Genomic DNA, 23,224 nt, shown 5'->3' on the forward strand with positions numbered 1-23,224 from the left:
AGCATCTAGTAACGCCCCAGGTACGTTGCTTTTTACAACCGGGGTTCTGCATTAAAATGAGCATACGTTAAGGGAGTGGGTTAGATGGCGATTGAAAGAGCACAGGTAGAAGAGATTATAAAAGCCGTTGGTGGTAAAGATAACATAGAGGCATCCACGCATTGCGTAACCCGCCTGCGATTTGCCCTCTATGATGATAAACTGGTCGATAAGGAGGCCCTTGATCAAAATGATCTGGTCAAAGGGCAATTCTCTTCACAAGGGCAATATCAGGTCGTGATTGGTCCGGGTCTGGTGGATAAGGTATATGATGAAATGATTTCAATAACAGGGGGCAGTCGGGCTTCTAAAGACGAGGTTAAAAATACCGCCAGCAAGAAACAAAACCCGATTCAGCGTGCCATCAAGACGCTGGCAGATATTTTTATCCCCATACTGCCCGCCATCGTGACAGCAGGCTTACTGCTTGGAATTAATAATATTTTGACAGGCAAGGGAATCTTCTTTGAAGGAATGTCCCTGGTTCAGGTCTATCCCCAATGGACCGACTTTGCTGCCATTATTAACACCATTGCCAGCACTGCTTTTGCTTTCCTACCCGCCTTAATCGGCTGGTCAGCCGTTATCCGGTTTGGTGGCAGCCCCTTACTCGGGATTGTGCTGGGTCTGATTCTGGTTCATCCGGATTTGCTGAGTGCTTACAATTATGCGGATGCAGTTACCAAGGGGACCGTTCCGGTCTGGAATCTGTTTGGCTGGGAAGTGAACAAGATCGGTTACCAAGGACAGGTTTTACCGGTTTTAGTATCCGCTTACGTTCTCGCACAAATTGAAAAATTCCTTAATAAAAAAATAGCCGATTCGTTTAAGCTGTTACTCGTTGCACCGATCACATTATTAATTACAGGATTTCTAGCATTTACGGTGATCGGACCGCTTACTTTCATGATTGGTAATGCCATTACATCCGGTATTGTATACGTTTTCAATTCAGCTCCTGCGCTGGGAGGACTGATTTATGGAGGCTTTTACGCTCTGCTTGTTATAACGGGAATGCACCATACTTTCCTGGCGGTGGACGTGCAATTAATCGGTACACAAGGGGGGACGTTCCTGTGGCCCATGCTGGCGCTGTCCAATATCGCTCAAGGTGCCGGAGCACTGGCAATGATGCTGGTATTAAAGGAGCAAAAGGGCAAAGGATTGGCCTTTACCTCTTCAGTGTCTGCTTTTCTGGGTGTAACGGAGCCTGCAATATTCGGGGTGAATATCCGATATAAATATCCGTTTGTATTTGGAATGATCGGTTCCGGTATTGCAGGTATATTGCTTACAGTAAATCATGTGATGGCTTCTTCCATTGGTGTGGGAGGGATTCCAGGCTTCTTGTCTATTTTCCCGAACAATTGGGGTGTATTCTTCATCGGGATGGCGATCGTATTGATTTTGCCGTTTACCTTAACTGTGATGTACGGCAAAATACTAAATAAACGCCGTCAGGATCCAGCTGCACCAGCTAACGGTTCCGTACAGAGCAACACGACGAGCCACGAGAATTCTGCACTCGATGTGCTTGAAGTAAAGACTCCGGTACTGGGGAATGTTGTGCCATTGGAGCAGGTCCCTGATCCGGCGTTTGCCGAACGTCAGATGGGGCAAGGGATTGCAGTGGAACCGAAGGATGGTCAAATTGTTGCCCCTTTCAGCGGAAAAGTCATTCACATCATGATGAAAAGCAAGCATGCCTTGATTTTGGAGCATCCGACAGGTGTGCAGATTCTGGTACATGTGGGAGTCAACACGGTGTCACTGAAGGGGGAGGGATTCGCCATGCATGTGGAGACAGGTCAAACCGTGGAGCAAGGGCAACTTTTGATGGAATTTGACCGTGATCTGATTCAGAAATCCGGATATCCCATCATTACACCGGTAATTGTCCCGGATGGTCAGGATATGATCAAATCGGTTGAGGAGCTGCCGGGTGAGGCGAACGATTTGCAGTATACCTTAATGAGAATTCATTTGAATTCTTCATCAGATAATACGGATTAAGTCAGATTCATTCTACCAGCCTATTTTAGTAACCTGGCCAGTGAAAGAATGCTACAATGAACGTGGTGATGAAAATTGACAAAGAATATATTTTTGCAAATTTATCAGGAGTACTCGGGACGAATCCAGACAGGCGAATTGGCTCCGGGTACGAAAATGCCTTCTGAAAATGAACTGGCCCGGGAGTATAACACTTCTCGCGAGACCGTGCGTAAGGCACTTCACTTGCTTGCACAAAATGGGTATATCCATAAAATAAAGGCTAAAGGATCTTTTGTTCTGGATATTGGGCGAATGGATTTTCCAATAGGGGGATTGGTCAGTTTCAAAGAAATGTCCGAGCGGATCGGGCGTAAATCACGTACAATTGTACATGAAAATCAGCTAATTCCCATTCCAGATGACATAGCCAACCATCTTGAGATTGACAAAAACAAATATTTTGTCTGGAAAGTCATTCGTGCGCGTGAGATTGAGGGTGAATGCGTCATCCTGGATAAAGATTACTTTCGATCAGACATTGTACCCGTGCTTACCAAGGAGATTAGTCGTGGATCCATCTACGAATATCTGGAGGGAGAGCTCCATCTTCAAATCAGTTATGCCAAAAAAGTCGTTTCCGTAGAAAACGCAGACGAAGAAGATCTTAGGCTGATGGACCTCCAGAACTATACCCATGTGGTCGTAGTGCGTAATTATGTTTATCTGGAAGACACCACGTTGTTCCAGTACACCGAGTCAAGGCATCGGCTGGACAAATTCCAATTCGTCGACTTTGCCAGACGTTCCCACGGTGAAGAGAAAAAAACTGATTTTTTAAGCTAACCCATCAGTGTAGATACAAGAAAGAGTAATTATATCGGAATAGCTCACAGTTGTGGAGAAACCCTGCTTCTTAGGAAGAGGGTTTCTTTCTTTTACCTTAGGAGAAACTCTTGAGTAGACTTTAATCATTCAGCAGATGAACCTAAATCCGTAATGGATAATTTAATATCGAAGGTTACTGGTATTTGGCTGAATTTATAATCCCAATCATCCTTTACTTTTTTCCACACTTGAGGTTCTTCAATATTTAAGTGTTCGCCAAAACCGGCAACATCGACTTTATATTCCGATTGTAGCTTGTGCATAAGAGACTTAATCCTTCTAGTCACTTCTTTTTCAAACTCTTTCTCAGCCTCTTTCATGTTTCGTGTCTCAGTCGGGTCCATTTTCTCATCCCAGTTTTCGATTAAACGTCCTTTGGATTCAATTTTGACATGAAAGGATATATCGTTTCCCTTGGCCACCTTAGTCGTTATTTTGCTCTTCACGGATTTGATCTCATAAGTTATAGGTTTATTCCGCTCGTCATACGTTTTGATAGCTCCGCCCTGAACATCCCCCTTAATCCATGAAATACTTTCCACGTCTTGTTGCCCCAATTTACCGATCCAATGACCGGTATCTCCCTTAATAATACCGGCACCTGAAAATTCAAACTCTCCTTGGGCTTCAATAATGTTTTGCAGGATATAGCTTTTTTTGGAATGCATCAAACCATCGAGTTCAGATAAATTGACCCCTCTCATCAGCTTGCTGGTTCTGAAATGGTTACGAAGCATATACAAAAGATGAAAGGAGGGGACCTCATCCTTATATTTTGTAACTAATGTGTCAGCTGCTCGTTCCTGACTTAAGAAAACCAGGCAGCTAGGCCGAATATCATTATCACGAAGCACAAAATCCATCAATTGCTGCATCGTCTGTTGTTTCGCCAGTTCGGTGGAAACCACGAGGACCTTTAGATGTTGACCAATAATCGGGCGCTCCAAGCGGATGGAGTACTGCCGGAAGATTTCAAATAAAGAATCCCCGGTGCCAGCTATATTGATATAGTTTGGCCCAGGTCCACCGCCTTGTTTAGCTGTGCTCCCAAAAGATTTTTTTGGGACGATTTGTATGGTGGCCGTAATTTTATTTTTCTTGAAGTAATGGCTTCCTTTCTTCTCCAAGTCCTGTTCTAACGGAGTGAGTTCACCCTTATCTAGAGCCAGTCCTGTATATATGCTTAGTTCCTCCACTTCTTTGCTGCTCCAACAACCAGCTTGAGTAACCAGAAGAATGAAGGCAAGCAGCAAAGATAGGATAGATCTTCTACACATTTTGCTTCATTCCCTTCTTCCTGATCATAAAAACGATTAAAAGAAGTACCGGAACCAGAAAGAATAAAATGATTCCCATGTATCCAATCGCATCGCCGAGACTAAACACTTCAGTCATACGAACAGGAGTCATAGTGGAGATAAAGATCACCGGGATTAAGCTAAATATAGCATAACGGTATTTAAGGCCAAATACCTGTGAGACACCTAAGGATGCATTAAAGTAAAAACTGCAGAAATTACAAAACATTTGCATCATCCAAATCACCAGCAGTGGAAACTCAAGACGTTCAAAAAGAAATCCTGAGATTTCAAAACTGCGCATTAAATTAATGGTGGGCCAAGTACTTGTCACAGTAGAGTCCACAGATAACCCACCGATTACCATAACTACTGTCAAAAAGTACAATGCCAAAGGGATACTGATTCCAACTACCATGGCCTTGGCGGCTTTTTCAGGGTGCTGCAGGAAAGCGACCAGTGTCATGACTATTTCACATCCAGTGAAAACAAGGACAGTCGATTTCAGCCCCTTAATTACAGGCAGAATCCCGTTACTCAATACAGGACGAAGATGATCCAATTCAAAGACCCTCAGGCTAAGGACAAAGCAGAGGAGCAAAAAAAAGAGACTGATCGGGAGTACAATCTGATATAATCGTGCGATGGGATTAATTCCTCCAAAAACCAGGTAACTTCCCACCCAGATGAATGGAATCACAATCGCCCAGACGGGTGTACCTTCGAGCAGAAAAAACATGGTCACTTCAGCCAAAACGCGAACCTCAAAGCCAGCGATGATGATAAAGTATATAATTAATAACAGACTTAAAAATCCTCCCGGAATGATACCCACGATCTTCCTGGAGTATTGATACACGGTATTTCCTGGAAACTGTTGACTTAATTTTACCATTAGCAAGACCACTAATATGACAATACATCCGCCGATTAGGACAGAAAGCCATGCATCCGGAGTCTTTACCGTTTCAGTTACACCTCTCGGCAGTGTCAAAATCCCTGCGCCCAATACGTTATTGGTCAGGAATACTGCCGCCTGTGTGGATGTGATCTTGTCATCAGTGCGTGTAAACATAATAATTCCTCCTTCCTTTTGGTATTATGATCTGCGCTTGCTTTGCTGAGTTTTCATCATCACGGGTCTTCGTTTCATTAAACTTAAAGGTGCTCGGATAAAAAGATCTTTCCAATCTTTTAGACGTATGGGTGTGAAAGGAGTAATGTACGGTACCCCAAAGCTTTTCAATTTCGTCAGATGGATACAAATTAACAGAAAGAACAAAATTGTTCCGAACATGCCCAAAATTGCTGCAAAGAGCATTCCGGCGAAACGCAAAAGACGCAAGGTAATGCCCGCACTGTATGTTGGTATCGAAAATGAAGAAATGGCAGTAACCGAAACCACAATCACAAGGAATGGGCTAACAATGCCTGCATTTACAGCAGCATCGCCGATGACCAAACCTCCCACAATGCCCATCGCAGGACCAATGGGTTTAGGCAATCGTATGCCGGCTTCCCGCAAGATTTCGATTGAAATTTCCAGAATCATAACTTCTATGACAGATGGAAAAGGGACACCTTGACGGGTTTCAATAATGCTAATGACCAGCCTGGTCGGAATCAAACCGGGATGGAACGATATAAAAGAGATATATAAAGCAGGACCCATAAGCGCTATAAAAGCTCCGATAAATCGCAACAGGCGTAAAAGTGTTCCTGGAATCCAGCGATCATAATAGTCCTCGGGAGATTGAAGCAGCATACTGAAGGTCACCGGAACAATGAGCGCAAAGGGAGTGCCATCCAGCAGAATTGCTATTCTTCCTTCCAGCAAAGCACTAATGACACGGTCGGGGCGCTCTGTGTTGTGAGCCTGTTGGAATGGGCTTAAATAATTGTCTTCAATAAGTTGTTCTATATAACCGGATTCAGCCAAAAAATCCATATCTATTTTTGAAATTCTGTTCTTCACTTCCTGAAGAAGTTCCGGATTTACAATATCCTTTATGTATGCAATAACCAGATCTTTTTTGATCCTGCTGCCTACTTGAAACTTCTTCATCTCCAGATTTTTATTTAAGCCTTGGCGTCGAAGCATCGAAGTATTTTCACTTAATACCTCCGTAAAACCGATTCGGGGGCCCCGAAGTAATGCTTCTGAGGTGGGTTCATTCACTGATCGTACGGAGCCGTTAGGGGACCCCACCAGCAGTACTTCCTTCATTCCTTCAATCAAAAGTGCGGTATAGCCTAATAGGATAAACTCGTGCAGCTCCTCCATATCGGCTACTTCACTAATTTGCGTAAGTGGCATCAAGCTTTCTTTTATAAAAGAGTTACTTATACTTTCCGGCTGATCCTGCTGGCCCTCAAACATCAAGACCTGCAATACTTGCTTGTTTATAAGCTCTTCATCCTGCATACCTTCTATGAAGATTAACACGGACCGTGCATGAAATTTCTTCACCATAAACTCACGAAAATGCACATCACTATTCTCGCCTATAGCCGCTTGGAGAGATTTCAAATCGGCATCATAATTCCCTATGATTTTGGACCTTGGTTCATGCTGCTGATCAGCGTGGCCTTCGTTATTTTCATCGGAGAGCGGACGATCAGAAGAATGTTTGGATTTCGCTCCCTTGCTGCCGACAAACGAATAAATCAAGGTGTTTATATAATAAATCCCTAAAGGAATAATCAACGCGAGAGCAGCCTGAAAGAGTGTAATCCAGCTCGGAATAAAAGATACTATTTTAGACCACATCATGATGACCTCCAAATAATTCAATTCATCTCATTTCCCCGTAAAATTAGAAGTTGTTCATAAAGTATTCCTTATAAAGGTTGTATTTACACATGAATTGAAAAGGTTTGTTCGATGAGGTGCTTTTTTGCAAAGAGTTGATTGACAATGGTATCAGAAGATGATAATTTAAATGTGTAAAGGTAAACGTTTACCCAAATGCAACTCCATAAATTGTTACTAAAATTTTCAAAGAGTAAACGTTATCTCGTTTTTAACTCGACATAGAAAATAATCGTATGAAGCAATATTATTATGCTTGAGTAATCGTTTACTCGAATCGGAAAGGATGATTTTTAATGAATATGCTATTATGTCCTTCTATGATGTGCGCCGATTTTAGATCCTTGGAGCATGAAGTAGCCGCACTGGATCAAGCGAATGTGGATATTTATCATATCGATATTATGGATGGTAAATTTGTTCCCAACTTTGGAATGGGGCTTCAGGATTTGGAGTACATCCGTAAACAAACTCAAAAAACAGTAGATGTACATTTGATGATTGACAACCCTTCTGCGTATATTGATTTATTTGCTGATAAGGGGGCAGACATCATTTATTTTCATCCGGAGTCTGACATGCATCCGACGCGTACCATTGATCGAATTGTTGGAAGAGGGGTAAAAGCAGGAATCGCCCTTAATCCAGGAACAGCAATTGCTGCGGTGGAACCTTTACTTGGCATGGTTGACTATGTGCTGGTCATGACCGTAAATCCAGGTTTTGCAGGGCAAAAATATTTACCCTTCGTGAACGACAAGATTAAAGCACTGCAAGCATTCAAGCACGAAAAGGGACTGAATTATACAATCGTAGTTGATGGGGCGATCTCCGAAGAGAAGATCAACGAATTGACATACTACGGGGTTGAAGGATTCGTTCTGGGGACATCCACTTTGTTTGGTAAAGAAGAATCCTACAAAACCATCATTAACAGATTAAAAAATAACTAATTCGGGGAGGAATAAAGCCATGAAAATTGCCATCGGGAGTGACCATGTGGCTGTAGAGCTTAAAGCAATTATTTCAGCTTATGTTCGTGAGTTGGGTCATGAGGTCATAGACTACGGACCGGAAAGTTCGGAAAGAACCGATTATCCAAGGTATGGAAAGATTGTTGCAGAGGCGGTTGTTGGCCAGCAAGCTGACGCAGGTATTCTCATTTGTGGCACAGGCGTGGGTATATCCATCTCAGCCAACAAAGTAAAGGGAATTCGCGCCGTAGTATGCAGTGAGCCTTATTCGGCACAGTTGTCTAAGCAGCATAACAACACGAATATTCTTGCATTTGGTGCGCGTGTCGTTGGAAGTGAATTGGCGAAAATGATTGTGAAGTCATGGCTGGAGGCAGAATTTGAAGGTGGCCGCCATGGTGACCGCATAAAAATGATTTCAGATATTGAAGAGCAGCATTTGTGCTGATAAACAACCACTTATAAAACATAAATGACTTGGAGGAGATTACATTGGCTAAAAGATTAATCGCCAGCACCAAAAGTGATATTTTGAAATTTAGCGCAGCAGATTTGAAAGAGTCCATCTTGGCTTCTGAAGGACGCGTCATTATGGGACAGCATCATGTGATGCTGAATTCCGGTCTGGTCGATGGTGTTACCAATGCGGAGATCCAAGCAGCTTACGGCGCAGATATGGTTATGCTGAACGGCTTTGACATGATCAAGGAAGAGTCCAATATCGGATTGCGGGATATGAAACACGGCAAGCTGGCTGATAAGCCTTATAGTCTGAAACAAGTCAAAGAATGGGCTGGAGTTCCGCTTGGAATTTATTTTGAATGTCCAAGCCCTGATGCACAGGTTGCGGGAGAGCAATATGTAGAGGCCAAAGAAGGAAGAGTCGCTTCCAGAGAGAACTTCCTGCGTGCTCTGGAGATTGGAGCTGACTTTATCGTATTGGGAGGAAATCCTTCCGCAGGTACAACCTTTGAACGGATCATTGAGGCTACCAAGCTGGCTAAAGAAACACTAGGGGATAAAATCTTAATCTGCGCCGGAAAATGGGAAGACGGCACCATCGAGAAGGTGCTGGGCGATCCGCTGAGCGAGAGACCTTCCAATGATATTATCAAGGATTTGATCGATTCTGGTGCTGATGTTATTACGTTGCCTGCACCTGGCTCCAGACATGGCATTACAGTAGAGCATGTCAGACAGTGTGTAGAATTTGTCCATTCGTATAAACCCGGAACGCTTGCTCTTTCTTTCCTGAACAGCTCAGTTGAAGGGGCAGATGTTCAAACGATTGCCTTAATCGCACTCATGATGAAACAGACGGGGGCGGATATTCATGCCATTGGAGATGGTGGTTATGCAGGAACACCTCTTCCTGAGAACGTATACCAGCTTGCGCTGTCCATTAAAGGACGCAGACATACAATCAAGAGAATGGTAGGAAGAAGCCGGTAACGATTGACCCGTGTAATTTAAAGACTCTATATTCTTTTCGTACTCCTTGGAGTGCGCGTAGAGTCTTTGGATTACCATCATTCATGTAAACGTTTACTTTCATAGAAATATGCCAAATGAGGATTAAAGGAGCGAGCAGTATGTCCAATGAAAAACTGGCAAAAGACATTTTAGCGTCCGTTGGCGGAGAAAGAAATGTCTCTAGCTTGGTGCATTGTGCCACTCGGTTGAGATTTAAATTAAAAAACAGGGATCAGGCCGACAAGAACCAAACACAAAATATTCCCGGGGTTATTACAGTTGTTGAAAACGGTGGACAATATCAAGTGGTCATTGGAAATACGGTTGGTGACGTATATAAAGACATTTTAAAGATCAGTAGCGTTGGAGATGACGACAAATCGAATGCATCCGCTGCTCCTGAAGGCAACTGGTTCAACAAAACGGTGGACATTATTTCCGGTATTTTCACACCGTTTTTGGGGGCACTGGCAGCTTCCGGGATTTTGAAAGGGCTTTTATTAATGCTTGCCTCGTTGGGATGGCTCACCAAAACAGGTGGTGTCTATTCGATCTGGTTCGCTGCCGCAGACAGTATCTTTTATTTCCTGCCGATCGCGATTGCTGTGACCTCTTCGAAGAAATTTGGAGCCAATACCTTTGTTGCGCTTGCGGTAGCAGGGGCTCTGGTGTATCCGAATATTATTACTTTGTATAACGATAAAGCGGATATTTCGTTCTTCAATATTCCTGTTATTCTTATGAGTTATACTTCTTCGGTTATTCCAGTGATTATCGCGGTTTGGTTGCTATCAATTTTGGAGAAATTCCTGAATAGAGTTATTCATGATAGCGTGAAAAATTTTATAACGCCACTTATCTGTCTGATGGTCATCGTTCCCTTGACTCTGATTGCGGTTGGACCAATTGGAATATATGCGAGCTTGGGGCTGGCTAAGGGTTACACTTTCTTATACAATTTGAGTCCGATTGTAGCAGGAGTCATTGTAGGTGCCGGGTGGCAGATGTTGGTTGTTATGGGGCTCCACTGGGCGTTTATTCCTATCATGTACAATAACATTGCGGTATACGGTCATGATACTTTGAAACCATTATTTGCGCCTTCTAACTTTGCACAAGCAGGTGCGGCACTGGGTGTATTCCTTAAAACTAAAAATCCAAAAGTAAAAGCGATTGCAGGTCCTGCAGCAATAACGGGTTTGTTCGGCATCACAGAACCAATTATCTACGGGATCAGTATTCGATATAGAAAACCGTTCATCTGGGCTATTATCGGGGGGGCTATAGCAGGTGCAATTACGGGTGCATCGGGTTCCGTGGCCATTGCTCCAGGTATACCGGGCTTGGCATCCCTGCCGATTTTCTTCGGCACAGGATTTGCCGGATTCGTAATTGCCATTATAGTAGCTTATGTATTCACAGCCATTACCACGTATTTCTTTGGATTTAATGATTCCATGGAAAAAGAAATGGTTGCAGTCCATGAAGAGAAGAAAGAAGTTGAAACCACAGCTCCTACGCTGACGAACGAGAATATTTCCAGCCCGCTGACGGGTGCTATCCAACCGTTATCCGAGATATCTGATGAAGTGTTCTCTACTGGAGCCATGGGTAAAGGCGTTGCTATTGTACCTGAGGATGGCAAACTGCTTTCGCCATTCAACGGAACTATAGCTAATGCCTTCCGTACAGGCCATGCGATTGGCATTGTATCGGATGGAGGAACGGAGATCCTGGTTCACATCGGCATGGACACCGTCAAATTGAAAGGACAACATTTTAAAACGCATATCGCAGAAGGAGATCGGGTTACCAAAGGTCAACTGCTAGTCGAGTTCGATATTGAAGAAATTAAAGCTCTGGGCTATGACATTACTACACCGATTATAGTGACCAATACAGCCGAATACTCTGACGTTAAGGTGTTAGGAAATAACCGAGTGCACACAGGAGATTCATTGCTGGAGGTCAAGCTATGAAGACTATGGAAAGACTAAATCAAGTCAATGCACCTCTGGTCATTCATGAGGTAATGAGCGAAGCGTTCCGCCCGTATGGGAGGCTGCTGCCTCATTTTAATACCACAGAGCTCATCAAGTATGCAGAAGAAACGACCAGCGTACCCGATCAGGGAAATCATTATGTACCTTCGGTGGCAGAACTCGAAGCCTTCGGTGTAATTCACCAGATTCAAGATAAGGTATACGGCCAACTTCCGATTCAGGCTGGTTTTTGCACGGGGCAGAATACGGGGCTGACCGGGCTGGAATATCATCAGGGCAGTGAGGTGGTAATTGCTGCTACGGACTGTATCCACCTAGTCGGCAGAGTGCAGGATATTGAAAATAATTCTTTTGACAGCGGAAATGTTCAGGCTTTTTTTCAGCCTAAAAATACGGTGGTCGAGCTATATTCAACGACACTTCATTATGCTCCTTGCAAAGTTGACGGAGAAGGGTATTTGACGATCGTGATCCTTCCGGCAGGAACGAATATGCCGCTTGATATAAGTGGGAACCATCAGGGAAATCCATTGCTTACGAAAAAAAATAAATTTCTCATGGTTCACAGCTCACAGACTGAAAAAATTGCAGCCGGGGTTCACCCCGGACTACACGGCAAGCTGCTGAATATTTCACCCATTTGAGTCAAACGCAATATTTCATAAAACAAAGAAACCGCTTCTGGAGCATGTTGAATGGTGTTTCCATTCTTCCAGAGGATGGTTTCTTTTTTTGTAGAATAATCTATAAAATTTATAGTGAGGAGGATCATAGCAGTTAGGTTGTGTAGGTATGCATTTAATATTTATGAAATTTGATTTTAAAAATCTACCTTTATCCCTTGAAATGAAATAGGGAAATCCCTAAACGTTTATAATTTGAACTACATTGTGATTGTGATCACATATAGCTCTATCTGCTGCATTAGAATAGAAGCATAAGCAATATTCATAGGAACGTAGGAGATGTCGTCGGATAGGAAGTATCGTCGAATGAATGGAGGAACCGGTATATGATAAACAGTAAACAGAAACTTGTGGTTATAGGGAACGGGATGGCTGGTATCAATACGGTCGAACAAATTTTGAAATTAACGGATAAGTATGAAATTACGGTCCTGGGAAATGAGCCGCATCCGAACTATAACAGGATCATGCTCTCTTATGTGTTGGAAGGCAGTAAAACGATTGATGATATCATACTGAACGATTTGCAATGGTACGCGGATCAAGGGATTACTTTATATACAGGGAAAATGGTGAAAAGCATCGACGGTGAGAACAAGAAGATTCACACCGAAGACGGACTGGAAATTGATTACGATGTGGCTTTGGTGGCTACTGGCTCACAATCGTTTATTCTACCTATTCCGGGCAAAGAATTACCGGGTGTCATCGGTTTCCGAGATATCGCCGATTGCTCGGCAATGCTTGAGGCGGCGAAGACCTATAAAAAGGCAGCTGTCATTGGCGGAGGTCTACTGGGGCTGGAAGCAGCTAAAGGTTTGGTAAACCTGGGTATGGATGTTACTGTCGTTCATTTGATGGAGGATTTGATGGAACGTCAGCTGGACCGGGAAGCCTCTGCGATGCTAAAAGCAGAACTAGAACGCCAGGGAATCAAGTTTGCTATGCAAATGCAAACTGCAGAAGTATATGGTCAAGATCGGGTACAGGGGCTGCGGTTTTCGGATGGAAGCGAACTGGAAGCGGATTTGGTCGTTATGGCCGTCGGAATCAAGCCTAATATTCAGGTGGCTGTGCAAAGTGGTATGGAAACGAACCGTGGAATTGTAGTCGATGACATGATGAGGACTTCAATGCAGGATGTATATGCTGTAGGGGAATGTGTTGAACACCGCGGGATCTGTTACGGTCTGGTTGCGCCGCTTTTTGAACAGGGAAGTGTGATCGCAAAGCATCTGGCAGGTGTGGATACAGAAGGTTATGCGGGATCAGTGGTTTCCACCAAGCTCAAAATTTCAGGAGTGGATGTTTTCTCGGCCGGGGAATTCATAACTCAACCTGAGCATGCGGTGATTGTAGCAAAGGATGAATGGAAGCATACTTACAAAAAAGTGCTGCTTAGAGATAATAAAATTGTAGGAACTGTATTGTTCGGGGATGTTAGCGAATCTGCTAGTCTTCAGAAATATGTGCGACAGCAAACATCGATGACGGATGAAATTTATGGACAGCTCATGGGTACTGGGTGTGGTAAAGGCGGTGCTAAAACGTCATCCGCTGAAACTATGGCTGATGATGAAATTGTCTGCGGCTGCAACGGTGTGACCAAAAAGGCAATTGTCGATGCGATTAATGAAAACGGACTGACCACAGTCGATGAAATTAAAGCATGCACCGGAGCCACACGTTCCTGTGGAGGGTGTAAGCCGGTTGTTGAACAAATTCTTCAGTATGTTCTTGGAGACAGCTTCAAGACGACAGCCAAACAAGGAATATGTGGCTGCACAACATTAAACCGGGACGAGATTGTTGAAGCTATCCGAACCAAAGGGCTGACAACAACGCGTGAAGTTATGAATGTACTTGGTTGGCATAATGATGAAGGATGCTCCAAGTGCCGTCCGGCGCTGAATTATTATTTGGGGATGATTAACCCGGATAGCTATGAAAATGAGGAAGATTCCCGTTTTGTGAATGAGCGATTGCACGCGAACATTCAAAAGGATGGAACGTTTACAGTTGTTCCAAGAATGTACGGCGGTGTAACGACCCCAGAAGATTTGAAGAAAATAGCTGATGTTTCTCTTAAATACAACGTTAAAGTCGTTAAAGTAACAGGAGGGCAGCGCCTAGACTTGATTGGTGTCCGTAAAGAGGATTTGCCTAAAGTATGGGAAGAACTCGATATGCCGTCGGGATATGCCTACGCGAAATCACTGCGTACAGTTAAAACCTGTGTTGGATCGCAATTTTGCCGTTTTGGCACACAGGACTCGATGGGAATGGGAGAAATTCTGGAACGGAAATTCGAAAGACTGGATTTTCCAGCAAAATTCAAATTAGCGGTTAATGGGTGTCCACGCAATTGCGCAGAATCGTGTACGAAAGATATCGGAATCGTAGGTAATGATGGAGGCTGGGAGATCTTTATCGGTGGAAACGGCGGTATCAAAGCACGGTTGGCTGATTCGCTCTGTAAAGTGAAAACCGACGCTGAATTGATTGATATTGTAGGAAGCGTGATGCAACTCTACCGGGAAACAGGCCAATATTTGGAACGTACTTCGGAATGGGTGGAACGGACCGGCCTTGAAGAGATTCAGAAGGCAGTTGTTCACGATATAGATAATCGTAAAGCTTTAGTAGGACGGATTGAATTTGCACTACAACAGGTTGAAGACCCGTGGAGAAAGATCATCAATGATGCGGATTCACGCAAGAACTTATTTGAGGTCGTCACCCCGTCTATTGTGTGATTTGTATCTAAAATGCCTGAGGAAGGGAGCAATCAAGCAAATGATCAAGCATGTCGAATGGCTTATCGTAGGTCAGAGTAAGGATTTCCCAACTAGAATTGGGCGGACGATTCGGTTGGATGATAAGGAAATCGCAGTTTTCCGCACTTCGGAGAATAAGCTTTACGCTGTTGAAAATTCCAGCCCGCATCCTAAAGGGGGGCCGCTTACCGAAGCGATGGTATCCGGTCATTACATTTATGACCCACTATGTGACTGGAAGATTGATTTGGAGACAGGTACCGTTCAAGAGCCTGATACCGGACAAGTCAAAACATTCGACATTCGGGAGGATGGAGAAGAAGTAAAAATATCGCTTTAATGAGCATTTTGCATAAATTCCAAGATGACAAGAGCCTCACAGGACTAGATCCTGTGGGGCTCTTGTCATCTTGGATCAGGTAATGGTAACACCTGCACTTGCATAACCCACTACAGTGTTAACGAGGGAAACTCCTGTAGCTGTTGCGGAGAAGACCATAAGCAGACGGGTCTGAGCGGTTACGGGTATAGCCAATCCGGTAGTGATGCCACTGGAGATCGTACCCAAGGCAACGATACCTGTCAGCGGTGGAGTTAATGTGACTGCAGCTCCGGGAACTGCTGTAAAGATGTTATTAGGTGTTGGGGAACTAAACAACTGGGCTGTGATGCTTATAGATGAACCTACAAGGGCTAGTGCAGCCGTAGTACTGAAATATCCGGCAATGGATGTAATCACACCATCACGTGGAACGGAGAAAGCAAAGTTAATTAGCGGTCCTACAAGCGTACCTGTGAGGTCAATGGTACCGCCTACGAGACCAATACCTGTTGCTGAACTTCCAAAGCCGATTAAACTGGTGGTTCCTGCCACCCCGCCAAGAATGGTTGTCAGAATAGCAGGTCCTCCCGAAGCGAACGGGATGATTGCCCCCGCACCGGTGGCTCCAGTTACACCCGTAGCCCCCGTAGCTCCAACGGCTCCCGCGGTTCCGGCAGCGCCAGTGGCTCCAGTGGCTCCGGCAGGGCCTACGGGTCCTGCGGCCCCGATAGGGCCTGCGGCTCCAATTGGCCCCGCAGGCCCGGCAGGACCAACAGGTCCGGCCACTCCGATAGGTCCAGCTGCGCCGACAGGTCCGGCAGGGCCTACTGGCCCTGGTCCACCTGCGGGACCTGGAGGGCCACCCGGCCCCGCAGGACCCGCTGGCCCTTGTGGCCCAGGCGCCCCTGACGTGGACGCGGTACCCAACGCAATACTGATAGCCGTTCCGGCGGTTCTGATTGCACTGATCAAACTGTCTTTAAGGGCAGGTTCGATAGATTCCTGTAAAACGATGGACAATAGGACATCCAGCAATTGTTGCAGTGTAGTTCCTACGCTGATTGGGGAGAAAGGGGTGGCTTCTAAAGCTACAATAGCCAGCTCCAACGCCGCCAGTAAGTCGGCCTTAGCCCCACCTCTAAGTTTTAAGCAATTCGCCAGAGACAACAAACGTCTTAAAATCTCTTGCAACGAAGATACATTAGCCGCAGAGGGATTTGCGAATACAAGTGGGATGATCGCGATCAATTCATTAATTAGCTCGAGAAGCGCTTCGGGGCCTTTCTTAACTCTTGGTGGTTTGCAGTCCTCGTCTTTTTTTGAAGCACCACTGAACCTGAACGGTTTTTTGTGTTTCATGTTCAAATATCTCCTCCTCACCATTCTTCCTACTTAGAGGGTGACAGGTGGTTAATCGCCCCTTTTCGCAGATATTCATAATATATTTACTGAAGCGAAAAGGGTGAATAAACAAGCGAGGATTATTATTGAAGGCTTGTACATAAAATTAATAATGACTTTCTGTATCTCCAAAATGGCTTTCCAACTGTATCACGCTGTATAAAATATTCATAAAAAAAGCGCGGTCTCCGATTAACTCGGAAGCCGCGCTGTATTGTTTGTAATCCATTTAATCCATGGAGCCTAATCAGTCTTATTTGAAAATACGTACCAGCAGTTCGGCCATCTCACCTCTGCTGATAGCCGCTTTTGGCTTGAGCGTTCCGTCTGGATAACCACTGATCCATCCCGAGGATACCGCATTTTCGAATGCTGTGGAAGCCCATGCTGCAATCTGCTGCTTATCCTTGTAGGATTGCAGTGCAGTAGTGCTGGAAATGGATGTCTGATTCTGTATCGCGTGTGACAGGATCACCATCGCCTGTTCACGGGTAAGGCTCTCATCAGGTCTGAAAGTCTGAGCGGTTAGCCCTTGAATCCATCCCTGACGGTGAGCGGCATCCACGGCTGATCCAGCCCAATGTCCCTTCATATCTGTAAATGAGGTAGATAGGCTCTCATCTCCAGAAGTTCCCAAAGCTCTGGTCAGTATGGCTACAAATTCTGCACGGCTTACCGCGCGCTCAGGGCGCATGTTGCCGTCTTTATAGCCATGTATCCAGCCTTTGGCTGCAAGAGATTGCAGGGACTTCGCTGCCCAATGACCTTGTATATCCGGCCATACCTGAGCTAGCTCTGTTGAATCTGACGAATTGATTTGGTCATTTTGCACACTGGCATTATCGGTTTGAGGTTTTGCGTCTGTGGAGATTGCAATGGCAAAGGTACCTAACCGGGTCGTATTCAGACTCACACCCGACAAAATTCCTTGTGAATCCATCACAGCAGTGCCTTTTAGAATCTCACGCTCGCCATTTTCATGAATAACAAGAATGGAGAATTGGGGTTCCACATTTTGCAATGTACTTAAGGATTCGCTATCCAGTGGTAGAACGATGGACGAGGTTCCTGTCACGTTAGCTTTGATTTCTACAGCCGGCCCAATCCGCTTCAGGTTGGATTGTTGCAGGGCCCAATCGCGGATCTGCTGTGTACGTTGTGTATCTGCCTGCTGGAATGACAATGTAACGTCCTGCTGGCCTGAGGCCATGCTGGTTAGGATGTCACTGGATATCATCAGTGTTCCATATCGGGATATCACCGAAGCTCCGATCTTATCCCATTTATTCAGTAAAGAATGAGAAAGGAGAACACGACTAATTTGCTTTTCCTGCTCTAAACGGATGTCTGCGTATGCCTTGCCTTCGCGAAGCGCTTCTTGTATCTGTTGATCCAGAAATGCCGCAGAAGGAGTAAAGAGGATACCATCTTTCCCTTGTTCGGAGAATCCTATCTGTTGTATGACAGCAGAAGTATCCAGATCCTCGTCTTTATCTTTATTAGACTTGCCCGTGTCCGTACTAATCTTGGCAGGGACGATGACTTCTATCGCTTGTGTCAAAGCATGAGAACCATCGCCTACCTTTATGACATCTAAAATTACAGTGACAACTGATGTAGCTGCTGCCGGGAAAAGGGTCCCATCTGTGCGGATGATGTCTGGCTGGCTACTATGGCTGAGGGTCACACGAAAACCATCGGGTACAACAGGCAACCTGAGCAGTGAATCACTTGTTGTAGGGGCTGGTATGCTTGTGATGGAATCCGCGACACGTTGGGCGGTTAAACCTTGTGCATATACTAACCCTGAGGGAGCGCTCTTCATGCCATTTACGCTCTGTAGCACATAGTAGCTGGTTCCCTCGGGAACGAGTGTAAAAATATATTTCCCCTCTCCGGAAGCGATCCCTTCGGCTATAAGCTCCTGCTGGGCATTGTACAGCTCAAGCCGAGCGCCCGGTAGGGCGCCTGTAACGATCACAGAGGCTATTTCTTCATTGCCTGCTGCGGCTCCAACAGCACGGGGCAGCACGTTTATACGGCGCTCTGCAGGCTCTGCCGTCCAGCCTCCATTATCGCTATAAGCATAGTTCAATACATATACGCCGGGTACATTTGTATCGACATTACCGCTGCCTGACAGCTCAGGGATCAGAACATTGCCGTATACGCTGTCCAGTACACTTGCTCCCGGATCGGTGAAGCTGTCGCCAGTTTCCAGAACAATTGGGTTATTGCCGTTCAAACGTACATAAGGTGTATTCGGCAATGCCTTCAATACTGTGATAATAAATGTTCTTTGCACGGAAGCCGAACCTTTTGACACCGTTGCCTTTAATTGCACATTAACATCACCGTCTGTAAACTTGGGCCGATTCACCTGACCGCTGCTGCTGAGGATATCCGGTTGATCCGAGGACCAGTCAATTTGGGTGTCGAATGCCCCTGTACGAGGCAGGGCGATGGAATCCTTAATCCCTTGCGGGTAATCCAGTGTCAGTGTATTTGCCGCCAAATTCACTGCTTCACCAGCACTTACGGGCAGTGCAGGCACGAGCAGGCTGAATGTTTTTCGAAGCTCAACCCCGCCTCTAGACAGAACCGCTTCCAGCGTAATGGTCTGATCACCCTGTACATAGCTCGGGAATATTACATGTCCATTATGATCCAAGAACTCGGGCTGATTCGATGACCATGACACCTGAACGCCATTCAGAGCGTCTTTTGGCAAATATACGTCTCCGGTTACTGTAGTCGTCGGCAACTCAAGCGCCCTGTATGCTGCGTCAACGGCTTCGGTGTCGTTTATCGGCAGACTGAGTACGTGTGCAGTAAAATTCTTTATTTTCGTTAAGCCTGCGAGTTGCAGGGTAGCCGTTAGGGTAACATCCGTATCTCCACTACTATAGGAGGGTCTGGTGAGTGTTCCATCTGCTGCAATAATAAGAGGTTTAGCTGTGGACCATTCGATCTGCACACCACCATAACCGGATAAAGGGAGAGATATATTTTCTTTTACCGCAGACAAATCGCCAAGCGAGAGGGTGTCTGCTGCTTGATCCAATGTATCTTGAGCAGTTATCTTCGATACGGTAACCTCGAAAGTTTGGGTATCCGAGGCGGTTCCCTTCGCAATCGTTGCTGTCAGTTTTACTTTTCGGTCACCCAGATCGTACCGCGGGCGTGTTACAACCCCCTCGTTCGTAATGACGTCAGGGGTATCCGAACTCCAGCTCACCGTCGTATCATTCAATCCAGTGAGTGGCAATGTCAGCTTTTGGGATACCGAATCAGCTGCATCTCCAGGTGCGAAGCCTAAAGCAAGTGCGGCTTTTGCTTGTGCAACTCCCTCGGCATCGGTAAGCATGTTCACTTTAACCTCTGAGGGAGTACTTTCCCCCTTAGCATTCACGGCCTGAAGACTGTAAAGAGCTTCACCTGGCGGCAATGCTGAAGTGTCTATAAATTGGGTTAAGCTACCTGTATAGAGCGTTACACCATTTCGTATGATTTTGTATGAAGTCGCATAAGGAACCGCATCCCAGCTCAATTCCACCGTACTTTCCTTTTTAATTCCTGTAAAATGACCTGGAGCCTGCGGAACGGGCAATCGCTCCCCATAAGCTGCGAATTCCATGATAGAAGCCCATAGATTGTTTCTCGCATTTCCTTGATCAATATATAATCGCAAGTATCGTGTAGTTACAGGAGTAATGCTCTTTTCAAAATTAGAATTCTCATTATTCTGAACGGTATCAACAGTCACCCAATTGCTCCCGTCACTACTCGTTTGCAGTCGGAAACTGTAAGGATCACGTTGATCTTGCCACCCATAAATGACTCCCATACCTGTAACAACGTACCGATTTACGATATACCAGTCTCCCAAGTCTACCTGGATCCATTTTTCACCGTTGCTGGCTTGATACCAGCGGCTTGTCGGTTCGTATGATCCGTCTACTGCTCTGGAGGGTTCATATGGCTGGATGTAACCGCTTGAGCTTACAGGCTTGTGCAGCACTACATTTTCCGAACCAGCAGCTTGGGCCTCGTTTGTCCCTATGAGCAGGAACGCACCGCCGATGAATGGCAGCAATGGAATCAGCAATCGATAGGGTTTTATTTTGTTGCGTGTGAAGTTATTGCCTTCGAGCACGCCATCACCTCTTCTTCATTAAATAGCACACCATTGAACACATTCATTATGGACGGGGCGGGAAATCCCCTAATGTTGCAATGTAGTAATCTACATTCGGCATCGGAGAGGCTCCACGCAAATCAGGCAATGCAAATGTGGTTGTTCCATTCCCCCCGAAATTAGTACCCAGCAGACTGAACAGTGCTGTATTTTGCGAAATAGATAAGAGCTGACCTTCACATTTTAGCCATCCATTGGGAGCGAAAGTGTAAGGATACATCGTAATTTCCCCAAGATAAGGTTCGGGCGATGCTTGTGCCTGCTTGGGACTTATCGCCGTTCCTCCTAACAAAATGATCGCTAACAAACTCAATACAGCGGCTTTCTTCCAAAAATGCTTCTTCATACCTACAACTCCCTTTTAAAATTTGAATAATGGACAAAAACTCAAGGAATTTGTGACATTAGTCATAGAATGAATAGATACTATCATGGATTCAAACTTTTGACACCGTAATTCGCCCATCAAATCTACCTTTTTATACCTTTAATTGATTGAGAAATTTATTCCACAAAATGAATATATTTAGGAAGAAATATCCCTCGTTTGGTCGTATGTGACCCTATGCGATTCGTCGCTCATGCATCTTTTTTCTATTCCCGGTAAATATATATACAAATTGGATGTGAGGGAAGGAGAAATGGACATGTGGCAGGCAATCGGAACTCATATGCCTAAATGGACCGTGTGGATGGAAGCCTTCTTTTTGTTCATCATACCTTTGATTATTTTTCTGACAGTACGACAAATTAGAGCGCTGGATGGTCGAGAGAGCAGACGTATGGAGCGATTAAAGCTTCTAGAAGAACAAGACCGTTCGAAGCATGCAGATCGCAATCCGTCTGTAAGTGAGGAAGAGAAGGCAAAGGAGACCTTTACCGAAGACTATGAAGTCAATTTAGCAAAAATCAGACTTGCAGTCACGGATATGTCAGACGTGAACGAACGATCGATTTTTCTGGAAAAGTTGAACGCTGTTGGCACACTTTTTTTTGTGGATGGATTAACGGACAAGGTTGGCATGGATCAGAACATTTTAAAGCCGCTGATGGATTGGGGCAGCTCCGGGCAAGAGGGCGACGATCTTCCGAAAGGAGAACTGCTTCGGGATATGATTATTCACCAGGTCATGCTGGTATCGGAGACAGAGTATACGTTGGATGTGCGGTTTTCCTTGCAAAAGGTGTTATTTGGTTCAGTGATCCTCATGATTCAGGGCATACCGGGTGCTTTTGTGCTGGGTACACCCAAGGGCAGTACACGTGGGGTGGAAGATCCCATATCGGAATCGGTGCTGCGGGGACCGCGAGTCGGTTTTACCGAGACACTCAGTGACAATACGGCGATGCTGCGCAGGCATGGAGAAAGTACGGAGCTGGCCATGTCGTCATTCAAAGTCGGCAAAAGAGTGGAGAAGCAGCTTATGGTGGTTTATTTCAGAGACATTGCCGATCCGGAGCTTGTAGATGAGGTGAAGCGGCGGGTAAAAACCATTGATATGGATGAGGTACTGGAGTCAGGATATGTGGAGCAGCTTATAGAGGATAATTTTCTTAGCCCGTTTTTGCAGATTCAGAATACGGAGAGACCGGATCGGGTCATGGCCGCTTTGCTGGAGGGACGTGTAGCGATTCTACTGGACGGTACACCTTTTGCGCTCCTTATGCCTGTAACGTACGGGATGATGCTCCAGTCTCCCGAAGATTACTATGAACGATGGATACCAGGGTCGCTTATTCGATTTCTTCGTTTTATGGCAACTTCGATATCTTTGTTCGCTCCTGCGCTCTATATTTCATTTATCTCGTTTCATCCCGGACTGATTCCGACCAAGCTGGTTATTTCCATTATCAGTGCGAGACAGGGGGTTCCTTTTTCCACGCTAATCGAGGCCCTGATTATGGAAACTTCCATCGAAATTTTACGTGAGGCAGGACTCCGGCTGCCTAAACCCATAGGCCCTGCAATGGGCATTGTCGGCGGTCTTATTATTGGACAGGCTGCCGTAGACGCCGGAATAGTAAGTCCCATTCTTGTCATTGTGGTGGCAGTTACGGCCATCTCCTCTTTTGCCTCACCTGTATACAGTGCTGGGATTTCCATGCGTGTACTTCGTTTTGCGGCGATGTTTACGGCGGCCATCTTCGGTTTGTATGGAGTGATCATGTTTTTTCTGATGCTGAGTATTCATATGGTGAAGTTAAAAAGCTTCGGCGTGCCATTCCTTAGTCTAACGGCCCCGCGTTCGTTGAAGGACTGGAAGGATTACTTCATACGGGCACCGTTACAGTTTATGAGAAACAGACCCATTCTATTGAAGCATAAAGACCCCAAGCGAAAAGGATGAGTTCAATACAGGA

16 protein-coding genes are annotated in these 23,224 nt (G+C 45.3%); 10 read left to right on the forward strand and 6 right to left on the reverse strand.

From position 1 onward, the window contains the following. Positions 1 to 84 precede the first annotated feature (84 nt). Together treP and treR are read left to right on the forward strand one after the other, a co-directional pair. On the forward strand, positions 85 to 2,052 hold the full coding sequence (gene treP / locus AC6EJC_RS13550) for a PTS system trehalose-specific EIIBC component (protein ID WP_444954400.1): 1,968 nt from the start codon (positions 85 to 87) through the stop codon (positions 2,050 to 2,052). Between the two features lie 75 nt (positions 2,053 to 2,127). Beyond that, the gene (gene treR / locus AC6EJC_RS13555) at positions 2,128 to 2,877 is read left to right on the forward strand and encodes a trehalose operon repressor (protein WP_444954401.1); all 750 of its coding nucleotides are present in this window, start codon (positions 2,128 to 2,130) and stop codon (positions 2,875 to 2,877) included. A 125-nt stretch (positions 2,878 to 3,002) separates the two neighbouring features. Here the strand turns inward: treR and AC6EJC_RS13560 are convergent, their stop codons facing one another. From AC6EJC_RS13560 to AC6EJC_RS13570, 3 genes are read right to left on the reverse strand one after another with little or no spacing between them, the layout of a single operon-like run. After that, positions 3,003 to 4,196 (reverse strand): Ger(x)C family spore germination protein, encoded by a 1,194-nt coding sequence (locus AC6EJC_RS13560; protein ID WP_444954402.1) that lies wholly within the window; start codon positions 4,194 to 4,196, stop codon positions 3,003 to 3,005. Next, on the reverse strand, positions 4,189 to 5,292 hold the full coding sequence (locus AC6EJC_RS13565; protein ID WP_444954403.1) for a GerAB/ArcD/ProY family transporter: 1,104 nt from the start codon (positions 5,290 to 5,292) through the stop codon (positions 4,189 to 4,191). The genes AC6EJC_RS13560 and AC6EJC_RS13565 overlap by 8 nt, the downstream gene beginning before the upstream one ends. Positions 5,293 to 5,316: 24 nt before the next feature. Next, positions 5,317 to 6,987 (reverse strand): spore germination protein, encoded by a 1,671-nt coding sequence (locus AC6EJC_RS13570; protein ID WP_444954476.1) that lies wholly within the window; start codon positions 6,985 to 6,987, stop codon positions 5,317 to 5,319. Between the two features lie 338 nt (positions 6,988 to 7,325). On the opposite strand from AC6EJC_RS13570, the gene rpe reads away from it, so the two are divergent. The 7 genes from rpe (at position 7,326) to nirD (ending at position 15,282) form a co-directional block, all read left to right on the forward strand. Beyond that, on the forward strand, positions 7,326 to 7,982 hold the full coding sequence (gene rpe / locus AC6EJC_RS13575) for a ribulose-phosphate 3-epimerase (protein WP_444954404.1): 657 nt from the start codon (positions 7,326 to 7,328) through the stop codon (positions 7,980 to 7,982). Between the two features lie 19 nt (positions 7,983 to 8,001). Further along, positions 8,002 to 8,451 (forward strand): ribose 5-phosphate isomerase B, encoded by a 450-nt coding sequence (gene rpiB, locus AC6EJC_RS13580; RefSeq protein ID WP_322172494.1) that lies wholly within the window; start codon positions 8,002 to 8,004, stop codon positions 8,449 to 8,451. A 44-nt stretch (positions 8,452 to 8,495) separates the two neighbouring features. Next, positions 8,496 to 9,455 carry a DUF7916 family protein gene (locus AC6EJC_RS13585; protein WP_444954405.1) on the forward strand — a complete coding sequence of 320 codons (960 nt, stop codon included), beginning with the start codon at positions 8,496 to 8,498 and terminating at the stop codon, positions 9,453 to 9,455. A 140-nt stretch (positions 9,456 to 9,595) separates the two neighbouring features. Beyond that, positions 9,596 to 11,455, forward strand: coding sequence for a beta-glucoside-specific PTS transporter subunit IIABC (locus tag AC6EJC_RS13590; RefSeq protein WP_444954406.1), 1,860 nt, complete (start codon positions 9,596 to 9,598; stop codon positions 11,453 to 11,455). Then, positions 11,452 to 12,123 (forward strand): DUF4867 family protein, encoded by a 672-nt coding sequence (locus AC6EJC_RS13595; protein ID WP_444954407.1) that lies wholly within the window; start codon positions 11,452 to 11,454, stop codon positions 12,121 to 12,123. Before AC6EJC_RS13590 ends, AC6EJC_RS13595 begins: the two co-directional genes overlap by 4 nt. A gap of 368 nt (positions 12,124 to 12,491) precedes the next feature. Continuing rightward, positions 12,492 to 14,921, forward strand: a complete 2,430-nt coding sequence (gene nirB, locus AC6EJC_RS13600) for a nitrite reductase large subunit NirB (protein ID WP_444954408.1) — start codon at positions 12,492 to 12,494, stop codon at positions 14,919 to 14,921. 40 nt (positions 14,922 to 14,961) lie between these two features. Beyond that, positions 14,962 to 15,282, forward strand: coding sequence for a nitrite reductase small subunit NirD (gene nirD / locus AC6EJC_RS13605; protein WP_444954409.1), 321 nt, complete (start codon positions 14,962 to 14,964; stop codon positions 15,280 to 15,282). Positions 15,283 to 15,357: 75 nt separating this feature from the next. Here nirD and AC6EJC_RS13610 read toward each other — a convergent pair whose 3' ends face one another. The 3 genes from AC6EJC_RS13610 to AC6EJC_RS13620 form a co-directional block, all read right to left on the reverse strand. Further along, the gene (locus AC6EJC_RS13610) at positions 15,358 to 16,623 is read right to left on the reverse strand and encodes an exosporium glycoprotein BclB-related protein (protein WP_444954410.1); all 1,266 of its coding nucleotides are present in this window, start codon (positions 16,621 to 16,623) and stop codon (positions 15,358 to 15,360) included. Between the two features lie 295 nt (positions 16,624 to 16,918). Further along, positions 16,919 to 20,821 (reverse strand): immunoglobulin-like domain-containing protein, encoded by a 3,903-nt coding sequence (locus AC6EJC_RS13615; protein ID WP_444954411.1) that lies wholly within the window; start codon positions 20,819 to 20,821, stop codon positions 16,919 to 16,921. Positions 20,822 to 20,867: 46 nt separating this feature from the next. Next, the gene (locus tag AC6EJC_RS13620) at positions 20,868 to 21,209 is read right to left on the reverse strand and encodes a phage tail protein (protein ID WP_444954412.1); all 342 of its coding nucleotides are present in this window, start codon (positions 21,207 to 21,209) and stop codon (positions 20,868 to 20,870) included. 301 nt (positions 21,210 to 21,510) lie between these two features. On the opposite strand from AC6EJC_RS13620, the gene AC6EJC_RS13625 reads away from it, so the two are divergent. After that, the gene (locus AC6EJC_RS13625) at positions 21,511 to 23,211 is read left to right on the forward strand and encodes a spore germination protein (protein WP_444954413.1); all 1,701 of its coding nucleotides are present in this window, start codon (positions 21,511 to 21,513) and stop codon (positions 23,209 to 23,211) included. The last annotated feature ends 13 nt before the right edge of the window (positions 23,212 to 23,224 follow it).

Source organism: Paenibacillus sp. TY11, from assembly GCF_059772165.1.

Bases quoted from the DNA above. Each gene is read 5' to 3' on its own strand.
- treP (WP_444954400.1), top strand. From the start codon at position 85: ATGGCGATTGAAAGAGCACAGGTAGAAGAGATTATAAAAGCCGTTGGT.
- AC6EJC_RS13560 (WP_444954402.1), bottom strand. From the start codon at position 4,196: ATGTGTAGAAGATCTATCCTATCTTTGCTGCTTGCCTTCATTCTTCTG.
- AC6EJC_RS13565 (WP_444954403.1), bottom strand. From the start codon at position 5,292: ATGTTTACACGCACTGATGACAAGATCACATCCACACAGGCGGCAGTA.
- AC6EJC_RS13570 (WP_444954476.1), bottom strand. From the start codon at position 6,987: ATGTGGTCTAAAATAGTATCTTTTATTCCGAGCTGGATTACACTCTTT.
- rpe (WP_444954404.1), top strand. From the start codon at position 7,326: ATGAATATGCTATTATGTCCTTCTATGATGTGCGCCGATTTTAGATCC.
- rpiB (WP_322172494.1), top strand. From the start codon at position 8,002: ATGAAAATTGCCATCGGGAGTGACCATGTGGCTGTAGAGCTTAAAGCA.
- AC6EJC_RS13590 (WP_444954406.1), top strand. From the start codon at position 9,596: ATGTCCAATGAAAAACTGGCAAAAGACATTTTAGCGTCCGTTGGCGGA.
- AC6EJC_RS13595 (WP_444954407.1), top strand. From the start codon at position 11,452: ATGAAGACTATGGAAAGACTAAATCAAGTCAATGCACCTCTGGTCATT.
- nirB (WP_444954408.1), top strand. From the start codon at position 12,492: ATGATAAACAGTAAACAGAAACTTGTGGTTATAGGGAACGGGATGGCT.
- nirD (WP_444954409.1), top strand. From the start codon at position 14,962: ATGATCAAGCATGTCGAATGGCTTATCGTAGGTCAGAGTAAGGATTTC.
- AC6EJC_RS13610 (WP_444954410.1), bottom strand. From the start codon at position 16,623: ATGAAACACAAAAAACCGTTCAGGTTCAGTGGTGCTTCAAAAAAAGAC.
- AC6EJC_RS13620 (WP_444954412.1), bottom strand. From the start codon at position 21,209: ATGAAGAAGCATTTTTGGAAGAAAGCCGCTGTATTGAGTTTGTTAGCG.
- AC6EJC_RS13625 (WP_444954413.1), top strand. From the start codon at position 21,511: ATGTGGCAGGCAATCGGAACTCATATGCCTAAATGGACCGTGTGGATG.